Source organism: Thiocapsa rosea, from assembly GCF_003634315.1.
Lineage (GTDB): Bacteria > Pseudomonadota > Gammaproteobacteria > Chromatiales > Chromatiaceae > Thiocapsa > Thiocapsa rosea.
In genome coordinates this window covers 4,918,637-4,937,209 of sequence record NZ_RBXL01000001.1, presented here as the reverse complement: position 1 = coordinate 4,937,209, position 18,573 = coordinate 4,918,637, and the positions used below count along the sequence as shown (strand labels likewise).

16 protein-coding genes and 1 tRNA gene are annotated in these 18,573 nt (G+C 62.8%); 4 read left to right on the top strand and 13 right to left on the bottom strand.

What is annotated here, in order from left to right; genetic code table 11:
* Positions 1-17: 17 nt before the first annotated feature.
* The 5 genes from BDD21_RS21940 to BDD21_RS21920 all read right to left on the bottom strand — a co-directional run bounded on the left by BDD21_RS21940 (position 18) and on the right by BDD21_RS21920 (position 8,059).
* Entirely contained in the window at positions 18-2,399 is a 2,382-nt protein-coding gene (locus BDD21_RS21940) for an McrB family protein (RefSeq protein ID WP_120798981.1), read from the bottom strand.
* Positions 2,400-2,404: 5 nt separating this feature from the next.
* Complete coding sequence (locus tag BDD21_RS21935) at positions 2,405-3,118, bottom strand: M48 family metallopeptidase (RefSeq protein ID WP_120798980.1); 714 nt, start codon at positions 3,116-3,118, stop codon at positions 2,405-2,407.
* An 85-nt stretch (positions 3,119-3,203) separates the two neighbouring features.
* Positions 3,204-6,533, bottom strand: coding sequence for a type I restriction endonuclease subunit R (locus BDD21_RS21930; RefSeq protein ID WP_120798979.1), 3,330 nt, complete (start codon positions 6,531-6,533; stop codon positions 3,204-3,206).
* Between the two features lie 117 nt (positions 6,534-6,650).
* Positions 6,651-7,115, bottom strand: coding sequence for a YgiT-type zinc finger protein (locus BDD21_RS21925; RefSeq protein WP_120798978.1), 465 nt, complete (start codon positions 7,113-7,115; stop codon positions 6,651-6,653).
* The gene (locus tag BDD21_RS21920; protein ID WP_120798977.1) at positions 7,112-8,059 is read right to left on the bottom strand and encodes a restriction endonuclease subunit S domain-containing protein; all 948 of its coding nucleotides are present in this window, start codon (positions 8,057-8,059) and stop codon (positions 7,112-7,114) included. Before BDD21_RS21920 ends, BDD21_RS21925 begins: the two co-directional genes overlap by 4 nt.
* 108 nt (positions 8,060-8,167) lie before the next feature.
* Between BDD21_RS21920 and BDD21_RS21915 the strand changes: the two genes are divergently transcribed.
* Complete coding sequence (locus BDD21_RS21915) at positions 8,168-9,418, top strand: ISL3 family transposase (protein WP_120798496.1); 1,251 nt, start codon at positions 8,168-8,170, stop codon at positions 9,416-9,418.
* A gap of 82 nt (positions 9,419-9,500) precedes the next feature.
* Here BDD21_RS21915 and BDD21_RS27580 read toward each other — a convergent pair whose 3' ends face one another.
* The 7 genes from BDD21_RS27580 to BDD21_RS21885 all read right to left on the bottom strand — a co-directional run bounded on the left by BDD21_RS27580 (position 9,501) and on the right by BDD21_RS21885 (position 13,896).
* On the bottom strand, positions 9,501-9,824 hold the full coding sequence (locus BDD21_RS27580) for a restriction endonuclease subunit S domain-containing protein (RefSeq protein ID WP_147431183.1): 324 nt from the start codon (positions 9,822-9,824) through the stop codon (positions 9,501-9,503).
* Positions 9,825-9,941: 117 nt separating this feature from the next.
* A complete protein-coding gene (locus BDD21_RS21910; RefSeq protein WP_120798976.1) occupies positions 9,942-10,169 on the bottom strand; it encodes a YgiT-type zinc finger protein in 228 nt (75 codons plus the stop codon).
* 27 nt (positions 10,170-10,196) lie between these two features.
* Positions 10,197-10,424 carry a hypothetical protein gene (locus tag BDD21_RS21905; protein ID WP_211335123.1) on the bottom strand — a complete coding sequence of 76 codons (228 nt, stop codon included), beginning with the start codon at positions 10,422-10,424 and terminating at the stop codon, positions 10,197-10,199.
* Positions 10,421-10,807: a type II toxin-antitoxin system VapC family toxin gene (locus tag BDD21_RS21900; RefSeq protein ID WP_120798974.1), complete on the bottom strand. Its 387-nt coding sequence runs from the start codon at positions 10,805-10,807 to the stop codon at positions 10,421-10,423. Before BDD21_RS21900 ends, BDD21_RS21905 begins: the two co-directional genes overlap by 4 nt.
* Positions 10,804-11,010, bottom strand: a complete 207-nt coding sequence (locus tag BDD21_RS21895; RefSeq protein ID WP_120800065.1) for an AbrB/MazE/SpoVT family DNA-binding domain-containing protein — start codon at positions 11,008-11,010, stop codon at positions 10,804-10,806. The genes BDD21_RS21900 and BDD21_RS21895 overlap by 4 nt, the downstream gene beginning before the upstream one ends.
* 84 nt (positions 11,011-11,094) lie before the next feature.
* The gene (locus BDD21_RS21890; RefSeq protein ID WP_120798973.1) at positions 11,095-13,587 is read right to left on the bottom strand and encodes a type I restriction-modification system subunit M; all 2,493 of its coding nucleotides are present in this window, start codon (positions 13,585-13,587) and stop codon (positions 11,095-11,097) included.
* A gap of 233 nt (positions 13,588-13,820) precedes the next feature.
* Positions 13,821-13,896, bottom strand: a tRNA-Ala gene (locus tag BDD21_RS21885).
* Between the two features lie 136 nt (positions 13,897-14,032).
* On the opposite strand from BDD21_RS21885, the gene arsS reads away from it, so the two are divergent.
* On the top strand, positions 14,033-14,992 hold the full coding sequence (arsS, locus tag BDD21_RS21880; protein ID WP_120798972.1) for an arsenosugar biosynthesis radical SAM (seleno)protein ArsS: 960 nt from the start codon (positions 14,033-14,035) through the stop codon (positions 14,990-14,992).
* Position 14,993: 1 nt separating this feature from the next.
* Entirely contained in the window at positions 14,994-15,644 is a 651-nt protein-coding gene (locus tag BDD21_RS21875; RefSeq protein ID WP_245969742.1) for a TIGR04282 family arsenosugar biosynthesis glycosyltransferase, read from the top strand.
* A gap of 141 nt (positions 15,645-15,785) precedes the next feature.
* Here the strand turns inward: BDD21_RS21875 and BDD21_RS21870 are convergent, their stop codons facing one another.
* Complete coding sequence (locus BDD21_RS21870) at positions 15,786-16,601, bottom strand: cytochrome C assembly family protein (RefSeq protein ID WP_120798971.1); 816 nt, start codon at positions 16,599-16,601, stop codon at positions 15,786-15,788.
* Between the two features lie 389 nt (positions 16,602-16,990).
* Between BDD21_RS21870 and ffh the strand changes: the two genes are divergently transcribed.
* A complete protein-coding gene (gene ffh / locus BDD21_RS21865; protein WP_120798970.1) occupies positions 16,991-18,397 on the top strand; it encodes a signal recognition particle protein in 1,407 nt (468 codons plus the stop codon).
* The last annotated feature ends 176 nt before the right edge of the window (positions 18,398-18,573 follow it).

Below are 18,573 nucleotides of genomic sequence, written 5' to 3'. Positions count from 1 at the left end.
CACCCTGGCTCCGGCGCTCAGGCCGACAAGGTCTGATAGATGCCGATGTAGGCATCCGGATTGGAGAACGCAGAATCCTGAGCTTTATAGCGGGGCTTGGTGGCGTAGCTGTCCAGGCCGTGGTCGCTGCCGAACAGGCGAGCGAGGTCGTCCTCGTGATGAGCACTCTCCCGGACAAACTGCGCGGAGGATGGTTTCTGGTTGTCTGCCAGGACGAGACGAATCTTCTGCCAGTCCTCGAAGAAATATTCTTCCAGCAGAGGCAGGATTCGGGTACTGAAAACCTGCTGCAAGGCGACCAATCGTTCGTCCCCATCGTGGACGTTGGCCAGCGGCGTGAAGTAGGCGTGGCCGATGCAATGGTCCCGATCGAAAAGCATCTCGACACGCTGGTTGATCGCGTCGAGCATGCGGGGAACGTCGATCAGCTGCTCGCCCGAATTCACCCGCAACCCCGCCAGGGGTGCGCCCGGCTCATCGCGTGCATCCGGCATGACCGGTACGAATTCAAACCGACGGCGCAGCGCCGTGTCCAGCAGCGCCAGGGAGCGATCCGCCGTGTTCATAGTGCCGATGATGTCGACATTGGCCGGTACCGAAAAGCTCTCGCCGGAGTAGGGCAGCATCACCGACACGGCGTTCTCGGCACCCTCGCGCTTGTCGGGTTCGATCAGGGTGATCAGCTCGCCGAAGATCTTGCTGATGTTGCCCCTGTTGATCTCGTCGATCACCATCGCAAATCGCTGCTCCGGTGCGGACCGCGCCCGGCGGCACAACTCTTTGAAAGCGCCAGACCGGATCTCGTAGTGGATTTCGTTGGCCTGCGCGTCGCCATCGAGGACCGGCCGAAGCCCCTCGACGAATTCCTCATAGCCGTAAGACTGATGGAAGGTGACGAAGCTGTAGCGCTGAATGCTGTCAGTCGACGGTGGGCCAGCCTTGTAATCAGTGACCATCTGCTTCAGGTCACCACCAACCTCTTCCCAGTCTCCCGCGAAAATCCACGATGAATCCGCACGTTTGTCGAAAACTGCCGGCGCCATTCGTTTACTCATCTTGACAGTCTTGGATCCCTCGATCGTGTGGTATTGAAGGGCGCCCCAAACGGTATTGCGAACGTTCTTGTTGCCACTCTTGACAGCAGCAATGGCCTTCGTAAATGCATGATCGAGAATCGCATCGACGTTGGCGATACCACCGAGATCGAAGAGAGCCGCTGCCGTCCCTTCCCACCAAGTGAGGTCCGCAATTTTCTCTGCGATGAACTGACTGCGCCATTCCTCGTCGGAAACCGACGTCATTGCCTGCTCGTACTCCCGCTTGAGCAACTTCGACAACTCGTAGGACTTACCCGTGCCGGGAGGGCCGTAGTAGATGCGGTTGATGGGTTGCCTTGCGACCTCGGCATCGCCCGTTTCGTCTTCATCCGACCCTTCGCCCGGATCGACCGGGTCGTCCCGCAGTTGGTCGGGCCACAGACCCGGCCGCTCGATGTCGAGCGCCAACCACTCGTCCAGTGACTCTCGCCCGGTCGAGAGCGCTGACTCGACTTGCGCCACCAGTTCCTGCGTCAATGGTTCCCGCTTGAGCTCGGGCACCGCGCCGACCTGTCGGGACCAGGACAGCGTGCGCGTGCGGGTGCCCCGTATCACGCCGAGCACCCCGACCGCGCGCTCGCTGCCGGGGTTCTTGCGACCGAAGCGGACCTGGATGCCTTTGCCCATGTGCCACCAGTCCAGACCGGCCGAGTGCACGGCCCTCGCCAGTCGACAAAACAGTGCCTTGTCCTGCGGCGACCACGAAGCGCGGAAGGTCTGGAACGCGGGCTTGCCGTCGAAATGCTTGAGCAGATCCTCGTCGCTCGGTGTTTGTCCAAGGTTCAGGCTGGCAAGCACCTCGTCGTAACGCAGCTTGAAGTTGCGGATCGCCTCGACGCTCCACGCGACCAGTTGTTCCAGGGTCCTTTCCAGTCCATCGGCCGCGGGTAGTTTGGCAACAAAGGGGGCCGAATCCTCATAGGGACCGCGCAGCGTCAGATAGGCCCGCCGTGTTGCATTCGAATCATCGAGTCCGACCGTGTCGATCTTGACCACGAAGCCGGCATCTGCATCGATCCCGACGGTATAGGCCAGCTCCTTTGGCGCCTCGGCGGATGGGTAGATTCTGGCCCAGTTGTAGCCGGCAAAGTTGTTCCCCTGGTTGGTCGGTCGCTTGCGGATCTCGACGCGACCGACCGGGAACATTTCGCCCTTCACCTTGTTTGCCCACGTCTCCGTCACGTCGTAGGCCTTCTTCAGGACTTCGTAGGCGCGGTTTTGTTCGGGGTTCGACGCGTCCCGCTTCTGTCCCTTCCACTTGTTCAGCAGTTTGAAGTGGTCGCTCGTGAAATAGTCCGCCATCGTTCTCAGATCCCTTCGACATCGATTCCGTGCTCGGCCAGCCAGGCCTTGCGCTGGGCGTAGTCAGGCATGGCGCGCTCCACGCGCAGCCAGAACCCCGGGGTGTGGTGCGGCTCGTGCAGATGGGCGATCTCGTGCACCACCACGTACTCGGCGATGCGCGCCGGCAGCAGGATCGCCTTCCAGTGAAAATACAGCCAATCACCCTTACCGCATGAGCCCCAGCGATAACCCAGGTCCTGCACCTTGACGCCCGCAGGCGCAACCTCCATGCGCGATCGGTAGTCGGCGACCCGGCTCGACAGCCACGCCTTGGCATGCGTGCTGTACCAGCGGATGAAGTGGTCTCGCGCGGCGGGCAAGGCGTCGGTTGCCAGACAGAAGCGTCCTCCGGTCAGCTTCAAAGGTACGTCCTGCTCCTCGACCAGCTTCAGCCGATGGCTGCGCCCGAGGTAGAGGAAGCCTTCGCCGCCGACGAACTCCTTGCGCGGCACCAGGCGCTGGAGGCGGTCTTTCTCGGCCAGCTTGGTGTAGATCCAGAAGCGCTTTTCCAGCGCGAAGGTCCGCAGCGTGGCCTCGTCCACCTCCGGCGGTGCGCACAACACCAGGTCGCCACCGCGCTCGACGGTGATCTGCATCGTCTTGCGGCGGGCACTGCGCTGAATGGTGAAGCGCAGGTCATCCACCTGGAGGCTGGGCGATTTCACAGGTGCCGGCATCGGAATCTTGTTCGATCCCCTCGCCGCCGTGCGGCAGCCTTCAGCGGAGGCGAGCAACGGCCTCGGGTGGCCCGACGCGCGTTGCTCATGCCTGCACCAGCTTCTCGTGATTGGCGCGGGCCTGCTCCATCAGCCTGTCGGCCAGCGCGCCGGCCTTAGCCGCATCCACCAGCGGCGGGCGCAGAAGCATCAGCAGATTGAACAACCGGCCATTCAGCTCGTCCTGGGCCGCGCGCTTGTATGGGCTCCAGATGTTGCGGTTGCTCTGCAACTCCTGAACCAGCAGGTCCACCAGCTCGACCGTCACATCCTTCAGACGCAGCAGCTCGGCAGGCGGCGGCGTTTGCCCGGCACACACCACGTCCAGCACCGTGCGCAGGAAAGGCGCGCAGTGCTCGGGCAGGTCGCCGGGCGCATCGGCGGTGCCCGCCTTGCCGCTGCGCAGCTCGTCGATGATCGTCCGCAGTTGGTCGATGACCTCCTTCCACTGCTCGCCCAAGCTCTCGAGGATGTCGTTCAGCCGCTCGGAGAGCTTGCGGTACAGCACCGGGTCCTCGTCCAGATGCTTGCGGATATGCGAGCGGATCGCGTGCTCCATCTCGGAAGCCTTGGCCCGATCGCCGGCCATATGCGCGACTTGCATGTCGAACTCGACATCGGTCAGCTGGATCGGCGGAATCCTGGGGTCGATGCCCAGCGAGATCACATGGTCGTCGATCAGCTTGCGCACCTTGGCGCCGACGTCCTTGCCGAGAACCGGAGTGTCCTTGTAACGGTTGCGCGCCCGCGCGTAGATGTAGGCCAGCCGCTTCGCGTCACCTGAGTACGGCAGCCCCTCGGGGCGCGGCAGCACCGTGTCCATCGACGCCAGAAACGCCTTGAGCTTCACCGCAAGCTCGGCGCGCAACCGCTCGCCGGCGAGCAGCTCGACGCAGGCCTCCGTATCGTCCAGCGATTCGATGCCCCGTCGGCGGAACAGGTCCACCACGCGCAGATGTCGGTCGCGCAGCACCGGCACCTCGTCCTTCAGGCTCGCCAGCGCGCCTTCCACGTCGTCGTCGGCGTAGGCGGCAAGCGCCTCCTTCAGGTGCTGCGCCACACCGTAGTAGTCCACCACGATGCCGCAGCGTTTGCCGAAGCCGGTGCGATTCACGCGGGCGATGGCCTGCAGCAGCTCCGCCTCGCGAATCGGCCGGTCCAGGTACATCACGCCCTCGATGGGTGCGTCGAAGCCGGTGAGCAGCATCGACTTCACCACCAAGAAGGCGAGCGGATCGGTCTTTTCCGGGTTGGACCCTTTGGAATCCGGCAACAGCGGCTTCTTGAAGCGTTTGATCAGTTGCTCATGCGCCGTGCCGTCGGTCCAGACCTTCCAGGCCGGATCGTCGTTGTTGCTGCCTGAGATGATTGGCGCAAACGCGATGCGGGCCAACGTGTCGCGATAGCGCCAGGCTTGAACGACGGCCTGCACCTGCGGCGGGCGCCGGCACAATGCGTCGTCGTCCAGCGCCTTGTCTTCTGGGCGCAGTGCCCGGGCTTCGGCCAGCAACTCGTCGCGGGCCTGCTGCAGGGCTTCAAAATAGCGGATCGCGGCCAGCCGGCTGTAGGCCACCACCTGCGCCTTGTAGCCGTTGGGCAGGATGTTGGTGACGTAGTGGCGGATGATGTCGCGCGCCTTGTCGGCGATCAGCGCCGGTGCGTCGAAGATGTGGCCCTTGGTGGCGTACTTCTGCTTGATTGCCTCCAGCTCATGCGGCGTGTGCTGGCGGAACAGATCCTCGAACAGCTCATCCAGGCTGGCACCGTCCTTGATCGCGCCGTTGGCCGTCCGGCCTTCATAGAGCACCGGCACCGTGGCGCCGTCGGCGACGGCTTCCTGGATCGTGTAGCGGTCGATGAACTCGCCGAAGATCTCATGGGTGCGCTTCTTCTCGCCCATGATGATGGGCGTGCCGGTGAAACCGATCCTTGCACAATTGGGCAGCCCGGCCAGTAGATTGGCGCGCAGGTCGCCCGCCTGGGTGCGGTGTGCCTCGTCCACCAAGACCAGGATGCTCTCGTCCTCGTTCAGGACCTCGAAGGTCTCACCGGACCTGTAGTACCCCTTCGGCTCACGGATCTTGGGCAGGTCCTCGGCCGTCAGCGGCGCGTCGCCTGCCGTGTCGGTGTCGCGGTACTTCTGGATGGTGGCGAAGATCAGCCCCGGCCCTTTCCGGCGGGCCAACGCCTTGATGCCCGAGGTGCTGTCGGCCACCTCCACCGTCTCGCCGGTGAGCGTGGCGGTGACCGACAACTGTCTCTGCAGATCTTTGCGGTCGGTGACGACGATGACCTTGAAGCGCCGCAGTTGGGGGTCTGCGCGCATCTTGCGCACGAGGAACACCATGGTCAGGCTCTTGCCCGAGCCCTGGGTGTGCCAGATGATGCCGCCTCGCTGATCACTCTCGCCGTGCTGCAGCCGGGTCTGGCCGGTCTTGAGCCGGGCGATGGCGCGGTTCACCGCGCGGTACTGCTGGTAGCGGCACACCGACTTGATGGTCTGACCGCCCACTTGCAGGAACAGCAGAAAGTGCCTCACCACATCCAGCAGGTGCGCGGGTGCAAGCAGTCCGGCGATCAGGCGTTCCTGCTCCGAAAGGCTGGACTTGCCCAGCCCCTGCGCCGCCTCGGTTTCCGACCCGCTGCCATCGGGTCCCACCAGGGTCTTCCACTGCGCAAAATGCGCGAAGGCCGCGCCGATGCAGCCCACCCGCGCGGCGTCGTTGCAGGTGGCCACCAGGAGCTGATTGGTGGCAAACAGCGCCTCAACGCCCTCGTTGTCGTCCACCTCGAAGGTGGCCTTGCGCTGGTTGCTGTAGCGGCGCAGTTGGTCGACCGCCTCGGCCAGCGGCTCCGGGATCGACGGGCTCTTGCACTCCACCACCACCAGCGGGATACCGTTCACCAGCAGCACCAGATCCGGCACGATGAACGCCTTGCCGCCGGTGTAGCCGGGCGGGCAGCCCACGCGGTACTGGTTGACAACCGTGAAACGGTTGTTGGCGGGCGTATCCCAATCGATGTAGCGGATCGTCTGGCCGCGCCCGCCGTCCCAGCCCGGAAGGCCCTCGACCGTCAGGCCCTTGATCAACAGCTCGGTGGCCTTCTGGTTGGCCTCCATCAGCTTGTGCGTGCCTAGACGGGTGATCGCGGCCACCGCTTCGGACAGACGTGCGTCGTCCAGCCAGGGCTGGCCATCGGGGCCGGGGTTGATGGCGCGCAGTTGCTCGCGCAGCACCTCCTCTTGGATGACGTCGGCGAAGTTTGTGCGGCCAGTGACGGCCGGGTCGTCCAAACTGCCTTCGACGTGGGTCCAACCCAGCCCCTGCAACTGGGCGACGAAGGGCTTTTCGACGTCTTCGCGCTCCCAGTCCATCAACGGACCTCCCCCACATGGCGCGTCGTCATGCGCTTCATCCTCGGACTTCGGGATGCCCAACAGGCTGTTGGACGTGTTGTGCAAGCGGCGCTTGCACCAATGGTGCAGTGTCGGTCAACCCGACAGTGCATTGAAGGATTCCACTGCCACCGGCTTGACGGCTTGCGGCGTCTTGCAGTGCCGGACAATCGCCGAGTGCTCCGCCTCGATCGCCTTCAACACGGCAGCATCGAAATACTGCTCCCCGCAGTAGTCGCACGCCAGGCAGGGGACATCATCGACGATGAGCAGCTCGTCGGCCTGCTGATGGATGTAACGCGTGGTCTTGGCGGTCAGATGCTTGTGGCCGCAGAAGGCGCAATGCTGACTCATGGCTCTAAGCTCGCTCGTAGGGATTCTTGAACTTCGGCGGCATGGGCGGCCCGTGTCCGGATACTGCTCGAGGATGCGGCCGGAGACCAGCGCCTGTTCGATCTCGGCGAGTGTGAGGTCATCGTTCTGGCGTTCCCGATCGGCGTGGCGGGAATAGCGGTCGTGGTCGGTGGTCGCGCACTGCTTGATCCAGTCTTCCGTGATCATGGCGCCGCCTCCAGCAGGGGTGTGACGCGGACGCGGCCGGTGAGGAGGTCGTCCATGAGGCCGATCTTGGAGTCGAGCAGTTTCTTGAGATCCTTCTCCTCGTACACCAAACGATCGCTCACCGCCCGCGCCTTGCTCAGGATCTGGTCTTGCTCGGTCGGCGACGGCCATGGGAAGCACAGACCCATCAGTACTGCGCTGTTGGCTACATCCCTGCCGGCTGAGTTCACCGTGGTTCTCAACTGTTTCCGGACCATGACCGAACTCGACAGAAGCATCTGAAGAAAGTGCGGTTGTGCCTTCGCCGATTCGCAGGAGATTCGCATGAGGTTTGAGGACATGATCCAACCACGCTCGCTCTCTAAAACGACGACCGACCTTCCGACGTCAGCAACTCTTGAAAAGACAATGTCGCCAGGGATCAACGCGAATTCGGCCAAGCGGGCAGCGGTTGAGTCATCGACAAACAGGAGTTCTGAAGCGATAAACGCTGCATCACCCAATGATCCTATGGTGACGACGGGCCTGCCGCTTTCTCGCCAATGCTCCCCTTTGAGTGACGATCCGAAGGGGCCGGTTCGGATCACAGAACGATCTCTTGGGGCTACGGCAGCAAGCCCGCTGGCTTCCCAGTCGTTTGGAATCCACCCCAGCGGCGAAGCCTTGTAGAGATGCGGCGCCTCAGCCTGGGGCGGGCGCAGTTCGCCGTTGGCGTCGATGCCGCGTGTCAGCAGGTCGTGCAGCAGGCCCTGCTTGACGGCCTTGAGCTTGGCGATGATCGCTTCGGTATCATGGATGGCGGTGTCGAGGGTGTTGAGGACTTGTGCGATCTTGTGCCTCTCGCCCGCTCTCGGGCGATTAACCGTCAGCGCGTAGACGTCATTTCGATTAAGGCCGGGAACGCCCGTTGAGCTATCGAGTCGAGCCAACGGCAGCCAGGTCAACACGGCTCTCCCGGATCTCAGGGAACGCCAAGTTTAGTAAAATCAGTGTTCTACGCAGCCAATCTTGGTAAACTTCCATTCGAACGCTTTTAACTCAATGGAAAACCGATGATTGACCAGAGCCAACTCCTGCGCCTGCTCGGACTGCCGCAGATCGCCATCGACCGCGTCGAGATCACGGACGCCGCTGTGCTGGAAATTCATGTGCACAGCACCGAGGAGGGCACGCAGTGCCGGAGCTGCGGCCGACGCATCACCGAGCCGCATGGACTCGGTGAAGAACGGCGGTTGCGCCATCTGTCGATCTTCGAGCATCGCACCGAAATTCTCATTCGTCCCAAACGGTATCGCTGCCCCGATTGCCGGGATCATCCCACCACCACCCAACGGGTGGACTGGTACGACCCGCGCAGCGGCTTCACCCGTGCGTTCGAACACAGCCTGATGCGCGCCCTGATCAACAGCACCCTGGAAGACGTCGCGCACAAGGAGGCCGTCACCCCGGAGCACCTCGACGGTATTCTCGATCGGTGCGTCCCGAGCCAGATCGACTGGACGACGCTCACGGCGCTGCCCGTGCTCGGGCTCGACGAGATCGCCTTGACCAAAGGCCACGGCAATTTCGTGGTGATCGTCAGCGCCAGGGTCGAGGACACCCTGAGCATCCTCGCCGTGCTCAAGGACCGTAAGCGCGCGACCGTCGAGGCGTTTTTGCGCACGATCCCAAAATCCTTGCGGCGCACCGTTCGCGTCGTGTGCACCGACCTGTACAGCGGCTTCATCGGTGCGGCCAAGGCCGTCTTCGGCACGCACGTCGCCATCTGCGCCGATCGCTTCCATGTCGCGCGTTTGTATCGCGACGCCGTGGAGACGTTGCGCAAGACAGAACTGCGCCGGCTCAAGCGCGACCTGTCGAAAACCGAGTACGGCGGGCTCAAGAACGTCCATTGGATCCTGCGCAAGCGCGAATCCGACTTGAGCGCCGAGGAACGGCGGATCCGCGCCCGGTTGTTCGCCTATTCCCCGCAACTCGCGCAAGCTCATGCCCTCAGCCAAGCCCTCACCGAGGTCTACGACATGCCCCTGTCCAAAGGTCAGGCCAAGCGCAAACTCAGTGGCTGGATGCGACGGGTCAAGAACGCCGAGATGACGTGTTTTCAATCCTTCCTGAAAACGTTGCGCCGTCATTGGGACGAGATCACCAATTATTTTACCGAACGACACACGAGCGGTTTCGTCGAAGGTCTCAACAACAAGATCAAAGTATTAAAACGGCGGTGCTATGGCTTGAGCAACCTGCGCCGGCTCTACCAGAGGGTGTACCTCGATCTGTGCGGTTATCGGGTTTTCGCGCGCTGATCAATGAAAAACAACCGCTTAAAAATGGCTTGGACGGGGTGCGTCCAGCGATATTTTCAACCAACGTGTTCGGTCAAAATGACTACAACGTCATGTTTTTAAATATTTTAGCGCTTTCCCTGAATTCCGGGAGAGCCGTCAACACCCAGTAAATCCATCGCCGATCCTCTGACGCGCATTTCACCCAGTAAGTCGTGTCGATCGGCCAGAACGATTCATCTGACCAAGTGACTTTTCCAACACTGCCTTTGCGCCCAACGATGATTCCTGGTTCTGCCACCAAGAACTTGCCGTGGCGGCCGACCTCACCATTCGATCCAAAGACCGGAAAACCATGACCGGAGCGCGCCTCTGCAGGCATTGCTTCGCCGTACTCAAGGGTCAGTAGCGAACCCAAATCAGGCATACCCCAACCCCTTTAACCCCCCGCAATGCCTGCGCCGCCGCATCCTGCTTGCCCTGGATCTCGGTCGATGTCTCGCGGTGCTCGTTCCACCGGCTTTCGAACGACGCTCCACTGTTTTTATGCGGCGACATAATGACGCACATCCACTTCGACCCCCGCCGCCACGGCTCGCTCGGCCAAGGCAAGCAGATCGCGGGTCACGGCTTCATCCATATCGGCCTCGCCGCAGGTCTCGCAGACGTGCGCAGGCACCTGCTTGAAGGCCAGCACGACGCCATCGCACTCCAAGGTCATGGTGGTGTGGCCGTCCGTCAGGATCCCCTGCTTGCAGATGCAGCAGTTCATAGGTATTGCCTCGCCGTTGCGATGAGCTCAACGCGCCATCTGAATCAGTTCAATATCCTTCCTGAGCAGATCGTTAACCAACACGGACAGTTCTATGCCCTTTGCATTGGCGATAGCTGCGAGCGTGCTCTGAACCTCGGCTTCCAGATGGATCGGCAGTCGTACCTGTGCGCCAGGGTGAAAGAACGTACCGCGAGTACCGCCGGAGAAGTCGATTTCAACGGGCATGCCGTCATGATCGGGAGTCGTGTTCATGTCTCACCTTGGGTCTTGGCCCGAAACCGAACCCCCGGGATGCCGTCGAAATCCGCGTCCTGGGTCCAAAGTGTCGCCTCGAAACGGCGAGCGGTGGCGAGCATCAGGCTGTCGGCCATGGGCAGCCGGTGCTTGACGCTGAGTCGGGCAGCCGACAAGGCAAGCGCCTCGGATAGGTCAACAACCCGGCCTTGTCGCATGAGCGCCACTGCTTGGAGCGCGGCCCCCTCGTCGCGTTGCTGGAGAATCCGCTTGAAAACCTCGTAGAGGCTGATGACGGGCACGATCAGATCGGCCACCGCCTCGATGGGCTCGGCGAAAAATCCCGCGTTGGGACCATCGGCGAAGTATTCGAGCCACCCCGATGAATCGACAACGTTCATGCCCGGTCTTCGTCACGGGGTACGTCGGTCTCGATCCCTTTGAGGAAACCACGCATGGCGGGCAATGGGCGCACGGGGATCAGTTCGATGCGGTCATCGTAGGCGATAGCCTGAACTTTTTGCCCGGCGGTCAGGTGCAGATCGTCGCGAATGGTTTTTGGGATAACGATCTGGAACTTGGGGGAGACGGTCAGTGTTTCCATGATATCGGCCTGTCGATGGGTCAATTCTCCGACGCCAAGTCTATCGACCGGACACTTCGGACGCCACGGCCTGCAGATCGTCTCTTACACATATCCGAGGGTTTGGAGGTACTCCCGCAACGCCTGCGCCGCGGCATCACGCTTGCCCTCGATCTCCGTCAGCGTCACGCTGTACTTATCCCACCAGGTCTCGAACGCGGCGACGATGTCTTTTCGCTGCGCGGCGATGTAGCGCTCGACGATGGCGCGCATGTCGTCGTGCAGGATGGTCAGCAGAAGGTCGGCGGCGGCCTCGGCGGTCAGTCCATCGACGGCCCTGTTGATGTGAGCGGCGAAGGTGTCCTTTTTGGTCTTGAGCTGTTTCTTGACGACGGCGAGCTCTTTCTTCCATGCCTGGATCTGCGCCTCGTCGATCGGATTGTCATCGCCGGTGTCGACATCCGCCGCGGCGTCCACCGCCCCGTCGGGTTCTTCGTTGCTCGGCGGCGCGGCGGCCTTGATCAGGCCGTCCAGCTCGGCCTTCTTCGCCTCCAACTCGGTGATGGACTCGACGAAATCGCTCATCAGGAACTTCACGAGCTTATGCTCCAGGGGGCTTTCCTTGCTGGCCTTGTCCTCCAGCGCGGTCACGATGCTGGTGCGCCAGGCGTCGGCCACGCCCTTGGAGCCGCGAGCCATCAGGGTGAGAAAGTCGTACTTGGTCTGGTACCAGAAGCCGGCGACGATGCCGCGGACCTGGAAGGGGTCGAGCAGGCCGATGGCTTCGAGCGATTCGCTGAAGCTGGCCAGCAGGTCGTGGCGCAGGGCGACGAGGCTGGCGGTGTTGTCCATCTGCCCGGCCAGGGCGGTGATGCGCGCGCTGTGTTGCTGCCACCAGTCCTCGAAGGCGGCGCGGATGGCGGCCTCCTTGGCGACCAGGCCGGGGTTGGCTTCGATGGCGGGCTTGATGTCCCGGCGCTTGCTCAGCTCAGGCCGGAAGTCCAGATACTTGGCATCGCGCTCGACGAACAGCGCCAGCGGGTCCAGACCATGCGCGCTGAACAGCACTGCCTTGGCCGCCACCTCGGCCTTGGGCACGCCGCCCACCAGATGGGCGCGCACGTCGTGCGGCTCAGGCGGCGGGGCGTTGTCGGCGTAGCGGCGGATGTTCAGGTTGTACTGGTTGGCCTTGAGCGTGGCGTTGTCGACGATGGCCGAGAATCCGTCGATGGCGCGGAAGTCGTCGAAGGTGGTCACGATCTTCTCGATGTGCTCGGGCAGCAGATGGTTCTGCGCCCGACCCTCGAAGAACTCACGGTCGGCATTGATGAACAGAACCTTGCCCCGCCGCTCGGCAGGCTTGCCGCTGACGCGATTTGCCCCGTTTTGTACCCGCTGGCGCAGCACCAGGATGCAGGCGGGGATACCGGTGCCGTAGAAGAGATTTGGGGCGACGCCGATCACGGCTTCGAGCAGATCGTCGTCGATGATGCCGGCGCGGATGGTCTTCTCCTCGCCGCCCCGGAACAGCACGCCGTGCGGCATGACGGTGGCGACCATGCCGCCGTCGCGGGTGACGGCCAGCATATGCTGGAGGAACATGAGATCCGCCTTCTTGGCGCCGAGCGGCACCTGGCCGTAGCGGAAGCGCTCGGGGAACTTCGGCGCCCAGGCGGGCGTGCCGTCGGCGTTCTTCTCGGTATTGCCCCAGTTGATGGAGAACGGCGGATTGGTGAGCACCCGGTCGAAGTGCTTCAGTTCCCCGTCTTCGACGTGCTGCGGGTCGGCCAGGGTGTCGTCGTTCTGCAGGTCGGCCGTGCTGATGCCGTGCAGCAGCATGTTCATCTTGGCGATGGACCACACCGTGCCGTTGAACTCCTGCCCGAACAGGTTGGCCTTGCGTCCTTCTTCGCCTTGCTCGTCGATGTACTCTTTGGAGGCGATCAGCATGCCGCCGGAGCCGCAGCAGGGGTCGTAGATGTCGTGGCACAGCCGCGGCTTGATCAGCCGCACCATCATCCGCACCACCGAGCGCGGGGTGTAGAACTCGCCGCCCTTCTTGCCGGCGGAATCGGCGAATTCGCCGATCAGGTATTCGTAGGCGGCGCCGAGCAGGTCGGGGAACTCGAAATCTTCGTTGCGCAGGCGGTGGATGCCGAAGTGGGTGATCAACTGGCGCAGCTTGATGTCGGGGATCTTGCTCTGACCGACCTTACGGGTGAAGTCGATGTGTTCCAGCACATCATAGAGCTTGGTATTGGCTGTCTCGATCCCCGTCAGGGCCTTGTTCAGGGAATCGCCGACGTTGTGATGCGCCTCGTTCAACAGGTAGTCGTATCGCGAGTGGCGCGGCACCCAGAAGGCACTCGTGTACCAGCGATCCAACTCCGCCGACGTCTCGGCCTGCGCCCGCGATTCGCCGGCGTCCATCCGCTCGGCGATCACCTCCTCCCGGCGCTGCTCGAACACGTCGGAGCAGCGTTTGAGGAACAGCATCCCGAAGATGTATTCCTTGAACTCGGAGGCGTCCATCTTGCCGCGCAGGATGTCGGCGGCCTTGAACAGGTGGCGCTCCAGTTGGGGCAGGGTCAGGGGCATCGGTGGCGTTCCGGATTCGTCATTGCGCGTCTTCCCTGTGCTGCAGTTCCAGGTAGGCGGTGTCTTCGTGTATGCGCTCGCGCTTCATGCCTCGCACCAGACCCAGCTCGGTCGGAGCGGTGATCCTCTTGTCGACGGTGCGCGGGCTCTGGCCGGTGAGCCGTGTAAAAGGTCTGTCGGCGGTGGCGATAAAGGCAAAAAAAAGCCAGGCCGGAGCCTGGCTTTCGTGTCGGTGGTGGAGCCGAGGGGGATCGAACCCCTGACCTCCGCATTGCGAACGCGGCGCTCTCCCAGCTGAGCTACGGCCCCGTGTGTCTGATTGTTTCGGCGAAGATCTGCCCCGACTCTGTTCAGGGGCTAAGCGTTGCCGACGGCGCATTGTGCACCGTGGCAGCGTCTCGAAACAAGTCCTGCAAACCTTCCCCACGATCACCCCGGAGTGCGCATGCTGGATTCCCTGCCGTTGCTCTTCCCGTCCGACTTTCCCGCGATCGACCGGCGTCGCCTACAGACCCTTCAGATCAATCTGGGCTATCGCTGTAATCAGAGCTGTATTCACTGTCACGTCGATGCGGGGCCTAAGCGCTCCGAGTCGATGAGCGAGGAGACGGTCGAGGCGGTGCTTGCATTCCTGGATCGGCAGCCGGTGCGCACGCTCGATATCACCGGTGGCGCGCCCGAGATGCACCCGGAGTTTCGTCGTCTGGCGCGCGAGGGGCGTCGTCGTGGCGCGGAGGTGATCGATCGCTGCAACCTGACGATCCTCTCGGAGCCGGGCCATGAGGATCTCGGTGCTTTCTTGGCGGAGCAGGGCGTTCGCATTATCGCGTCCTTGCCCTGTTATTTGGAGGAGAACGTCGACACTCAACGCGGCAGCGGCGTGTTTGCGGCCAGTATTGCAGGTCTGCGGCAGCTCAATCGGCTGGGCTACGGCGTCGAGGGCAGCGGTCTCGAGCTGGACCTGGTGTACAACCCGCAGGGTCCGACCTTGCCGCCCGCACAATGCGCTTTGGAGGCCGATTACCGGGCCGCTCTCGGCGAGCGTTACGGCATCGTCTTCAGTCGGTTGTTGACGATCACGAACATGCCGATCAAGCGCTTCGGCAGTCTGCTCCAGTCGACCGGACAGTTCGCCGACTATATGACCCTTCTGAAGGGCGCCTATCGCGCGGAGAATCTCGACGCCGTCATGTGTCGCGATCTGATCAGCGTGGATTGGCAGGGCTTTGTCTTTGATTGCGACTTCAATCAGATGCTTGGTTTAGCGCTCGAGCGGGACGCGCGGCGGCTCCATATCTCCTCCCTCGGTCACGATGTGCTCGAGGGTTCGCGCATCCGCACCGCCGAGCACTGCTATGGTTGTACGGCGGGGCAGGGCAGTAGCTGCGGCGGGGCCTTGGCCTGAGGTGAGCGGTCCGGGTCGGATCGAGGGCGGGTCGGTGCGCTATCCGAATGCCCGAATCCTGATCTTCGCCAAGGCGCCGATCCCGGGGCTGGTGAAGACCCGCCTGATTCCGACGCTGGGGCCTGCGGGCGCTGCCGAGCTTGCGTGCGATCTTCTCGAGCGCCTGGTTCGGAGGCTCTCGGACGCTCGACTCGCCCCGGTGGAGCTCTGGTGCTCCCCCGACCCCGAGCATTCACTCTTTCGAGCCCTCGCCGAATCGGTCGGCGTTGCGCTGCGCACGCAGCGGGGCGATGACCTCGGAGAGCGCCTGAGCAGGGCGGCGGAGGATGCGCTGGGTCGTGCAGAGACGGTGCTGCTGGTCGGTGCGGATATCCCGGAACTCGATGCCGCCTACTGCGCCTCGGCGTTGGCGGCCCTTGCGGAATCCGACGCGGTTCTGGGTCCGGCCGAGGACGGCGGCTACGTGTTGCTCGGGCTCAATGCCTCGGCGCCGGAGTTGTTCACGGATATGCCGTGGGGCGGGGAGCGCGTCGCCGCGATCACACGGCGACGCATCGCATCGCTGGGGTGGCGATGTCCGGAGCTTCCGGTTCTGTGGGATCTGGATCGTCCCGAGGATCTGATGCGCTATCGTGCCTTGCGGCCTAAGTGAGGATTCGGAAACAAGGTGAGCACCTTGTGGAATGCGTAGGATGGGTAGAGCGTCGGCGAAACCCATCCTCCAAACCACCGCGTTGAGGGGTTTCGCTTCGCTCTACCCATCCGACGTGTTTCGATTGTTTCTGAACCGTTCCTAACCGGCGCGTTGCAGCACCAACTCCAGGACGGCCTTGCTGCCGAAGTAGGCCAGGATCAGGACGACGAATCCCCCGAGCGTCCAGCCGATGGCGGTGCGGCCGCGCCAGCCCTTGCGGAAGCGTCCGATCAGAAGTCCGCCGAACATCAGCCACGCGAGGACCGAAAGCACCGTCTTATGCACCAGGTGCTGTGCCAGCATGTTTTCGAGGAAGGCGAAACCGCTCAGCAGGGCCAGCGTGAGCAGCACGAATCCCGCCGTGATCATCTCGAAGAGCAGGCTTTCCATCGTCTGAAGGGGTGGCAGGGTTCGCACGAAACCGCCCGGATGGCGGCTGCGCAGATGGCTGTCCTGCACGGCCAGCAGAACCGCCTGCACCGCGGCGAGGGTCAGGAGGCTGTAGGCGAGCATCGAGAGCAGGACATGGATCTTCAGGGGCCAATCCGCAGTCGGGCGCATGAAGTCGACATCGGCGAACGACGCCTCCAACGCCAGGCTCAGTGCTGCGGCCGGCAGCAGCAGCAGACCGAGATTCTCGACCGGTTTGGTCAAGCTCGACACCAGCAGCAGTGTGATGATGGTCCAGGTGGTCAGCGCCAGCGCGTTGTAGAACCCGAGATTCAGGCCGGCGTGGCTGAAGATGCTGTCCCAGAGCAGCCAGCTGTGCAGCATCAGGCCGACGAACATCAGCCCGAGCATCAGCGGGCGCTGCGGTGTCCAGCCATCGGTCTTGCGGAACAAGCGTATGCCGATCAAAGCGGCGGCAGCCGAGTAGCAGAGGATGGCGACGATGGCGATGAGGGTATGGGTCATAGATGGAAACCGATCGGCCTAAACCGCGCCCGGCGCGGTATGCGTTGTTTTCGGATGGGATCGGCCCCGGCAGACTTGACGACCGTTGGAGCCGGCGCGGTTTAAACTATTAAAAATAGCATGTTAAACCGCGTCCCCGCTAAATGTTGTGGATGCACCAAACGTCGAACTCACTCGAAAGTCAGCATCTCGCTCTGGACGCGGTTGAAGTGGGGTCGCCCACGGGGCTAGCGCAAACCTGACGTCGTCGAGACGGGGCCTTGTCGTATCGCCTGCCGGTGGCGGGCATTATACTCGGAACTTTCGCGACAGGCCGGGCCGACGCCGGCCTAATTCAGATCGAATATCCGTGCGGGCATCGTGGCCCGACGAGGATCGAGGTCCATCCTATGTTTGAGAATCTCCAGGATCGTTTCGGCGATGTCCTGAACAATCTGCGCGGTCAGGGTCGACTGACCGAAGAGAACATCAAGGAAACCGTCCGTCAGGTGCGCATGGCGCTCCTGGAGGCCGACGTTGCACTCCCGGTGGTGCGACAGTTCGTCGAGGATGTGCGCGAGAAGGCGCTCGGCGAGACCGTGACCCGGAGTCTGACGCCGGGTCAGGTGATGATCAAGATCGTCAACGACGAGCTGGTCAAGCTGATGGGGCAGGCCAACGAGCAATTGGATCTGACCGCCCAGCCGCCGGCCGTGGTGCTGATGGCGGGCCTGCAGGGCTCGGGCAAGACGACCAGTGTTGCCAAGCTCGCGCGCTGGCTGCAGGAGAAGCAGGGTAAGACGGTGATGGTCGTGAGCTGCGACGTCTACCGCCCCGCCGCCATCGAGCAGTTGAAGACGGTCGCGACCGAGGTCGGAGCCGAATTCTATCCGAGCACGCCCGATCAAAACCCGATCGATATCGCCAAGCGCGCACTCGATGCGGCGCGCAAGCACTTCAAGGATGTCCTGATCGTCGACACCGCCGGCCGGCTGCATGTCGACTCGGCCATGATGGACGAGATCAAGGCGGTCCATGCTGCGTTGAAGCCGATCGAGACCCTCTTCGTCGTGGATGCCATGACGGGTCAGGATGCAGCCAATACGGCAAAGGCCTTCGACGAGGCACTGCCGCTCACCGGCGTGGTGCTCACCAAGACCGACGGCGATGCCCGCGGCGGTGCGGCCCTCTCGATCCGCCACATCACCGGCAAGCCGATCAAGTTCCTCGGCACCGGCGAGAAGACCACGGCACTCGAGCCCTTTTATCCGGATCGTGTTGCCTCGCGCATCTTGGGGATGGGCGACGTGGTGTCCTTGGTCGAGGAGGTCCAGTCCAAGGTCGACAAGGACAAGGCCGAGAAGCTGGTCAAAAAGCTCAAGAAGGGCAAGGAGTTCGACCTCGCCGATTTCAAGGAGCAGCTCGATCAGATGGCGAACATGGGCGGCATGATGAGCCTCATGGACAAGCTCCCGGGCATGGGGCAGATCCCCGAGCATGTCAAGAACAAGGCCAGCGACAAGGAGATGGGCAAGCTGATCGCCATCATCAACTCGATGACGCCGCAGGAGCGCCGTTTTCCGGCCGTGATCAAGGGTTCGCGAAAGCGTCGCATTGCTGCGGGATCAGGCACCGAGGTGCAGGACGTGAACCGGCTGCTCAAGCAGTTCGCTCAGATGCAGAAGGTGTTCAAGAAGATGAAGGGTGGCGGCATGGCCAAGATGATGCGCTCCATGCAGGGGCGCATGCCCGGCGGTTTTCCGCCGGGCGGGGGCTTCCCGCCGGGCGGCATGCCTCCGGGTGGGTTTCCGATGTAGTTGGCCGGCGTCGGCGGTTCTGCAATGCCGGAACGGCCCGGCATTGCACGCCGAAGGTGGCGGCTCGCGGATGTTCGAGCGGAAGGCTGTCGCTCTCCGGGAGCCTGCAGCCGGTCCCGTCGTCCGGGATGGAAGAGCCGAGCCTGACCGGATGCACTTCCCCCGCCAGCGTTCGA

Coding starts and splice junctions, on each gene's coding strand:
- BDD21_RS21940 (WP_120798981.1), bottom strand. CDS start 2,399: ATGGCGGACTATTTCACGAGCGACCACTTCAAACTGCTGAACAAGTGG.
- BDD21_RS21935 (WP_120798980.1), bottom strand. CDS start 3,118: ATGCCGGCACCTGTGAAATCGCCCAGCCTCCAGGTGGATGACCTGCGC.
- BDD21_RS21930 (WP_120798979.1), bottom strand. CDS start 6,533: ATGGACTGGGAGCGCGAAGACGTCGAAAAGCCCTTCGTCGCCCAGTTG.
- BDD21_RS21925 (WP_120798978.1), bottom strand. CDS start 7,115: ATGATCACGGAAGACTGGATCAAGCAGTGCGCGACCACCGACCACGAC.
- BDD21_RS21915 (WP_120798496.1), top strand. CDS start 8,168: ATGATTGACCAGAGCCAACTCCTGCGCCTGCTCGGACTGCCGCAGATC.
- BDD21_RS27580 (WP_147431183.1), bottom strand. CDS start 9,824: ATGCCTGATTTGGGTTCGCTACTGACCCTTGAGTACGGCGAAGCAATG.
- BDD21_RS21910 (WP_120798976.1), bottom strand. CDS start 10,169: ATGAACTGCTGCATCTGCAAGCAGGGGATCCTGACGGACGGCCACACC.
- BDD21_RS21905 (WP_211335123.1), bottom strand. CDS start 10,424: ATGAACACGACTCCCGATCATGACGGCATGCCCGTTGAAATCGACTTC.
- BDD21_RS21900 (WP_120798974.1), bottom strand. CDS start 10,807: ATGAACGTTGTCGATTCATCGGGGTGGCTCGAATACTTCGCCGATGGT.
- BDD21_RS21895 (WP_120800065.1), bottom strand. CDS start 11,010: ATGGAAACACTGACCGTCTCCCCCAAGTTCCAGATCGTTATCCCAAAA.
- BDD21_RS21890 (WP_120798973.1), bottom strand. CDS start 13,587: ATGCCCCTGACCCTGCCCCAACTGGAGCGCCACCTGTTCAAGGCCGCC.
- arsS (WP_120798972.1), top strand. CDS start 14,033: ATGCTGGATTCCCTGCCGTTGCTCTTCCCGTCCGACTTTCCCGCGATC.
- BDD21_RS21870 (WP_120798971.1), bottom strand. CDS start 16,601: ATGACCCATACCCTCATCGCCATCGTCGCCATCCTCTGCTACTCGGCT.
- ffh (WP_120798970.1), top strand. CDS start 16,991: ATGTTTGAGAATCTCCAGGATCGTTTCGGCGATGTCCTGAACAATCTG.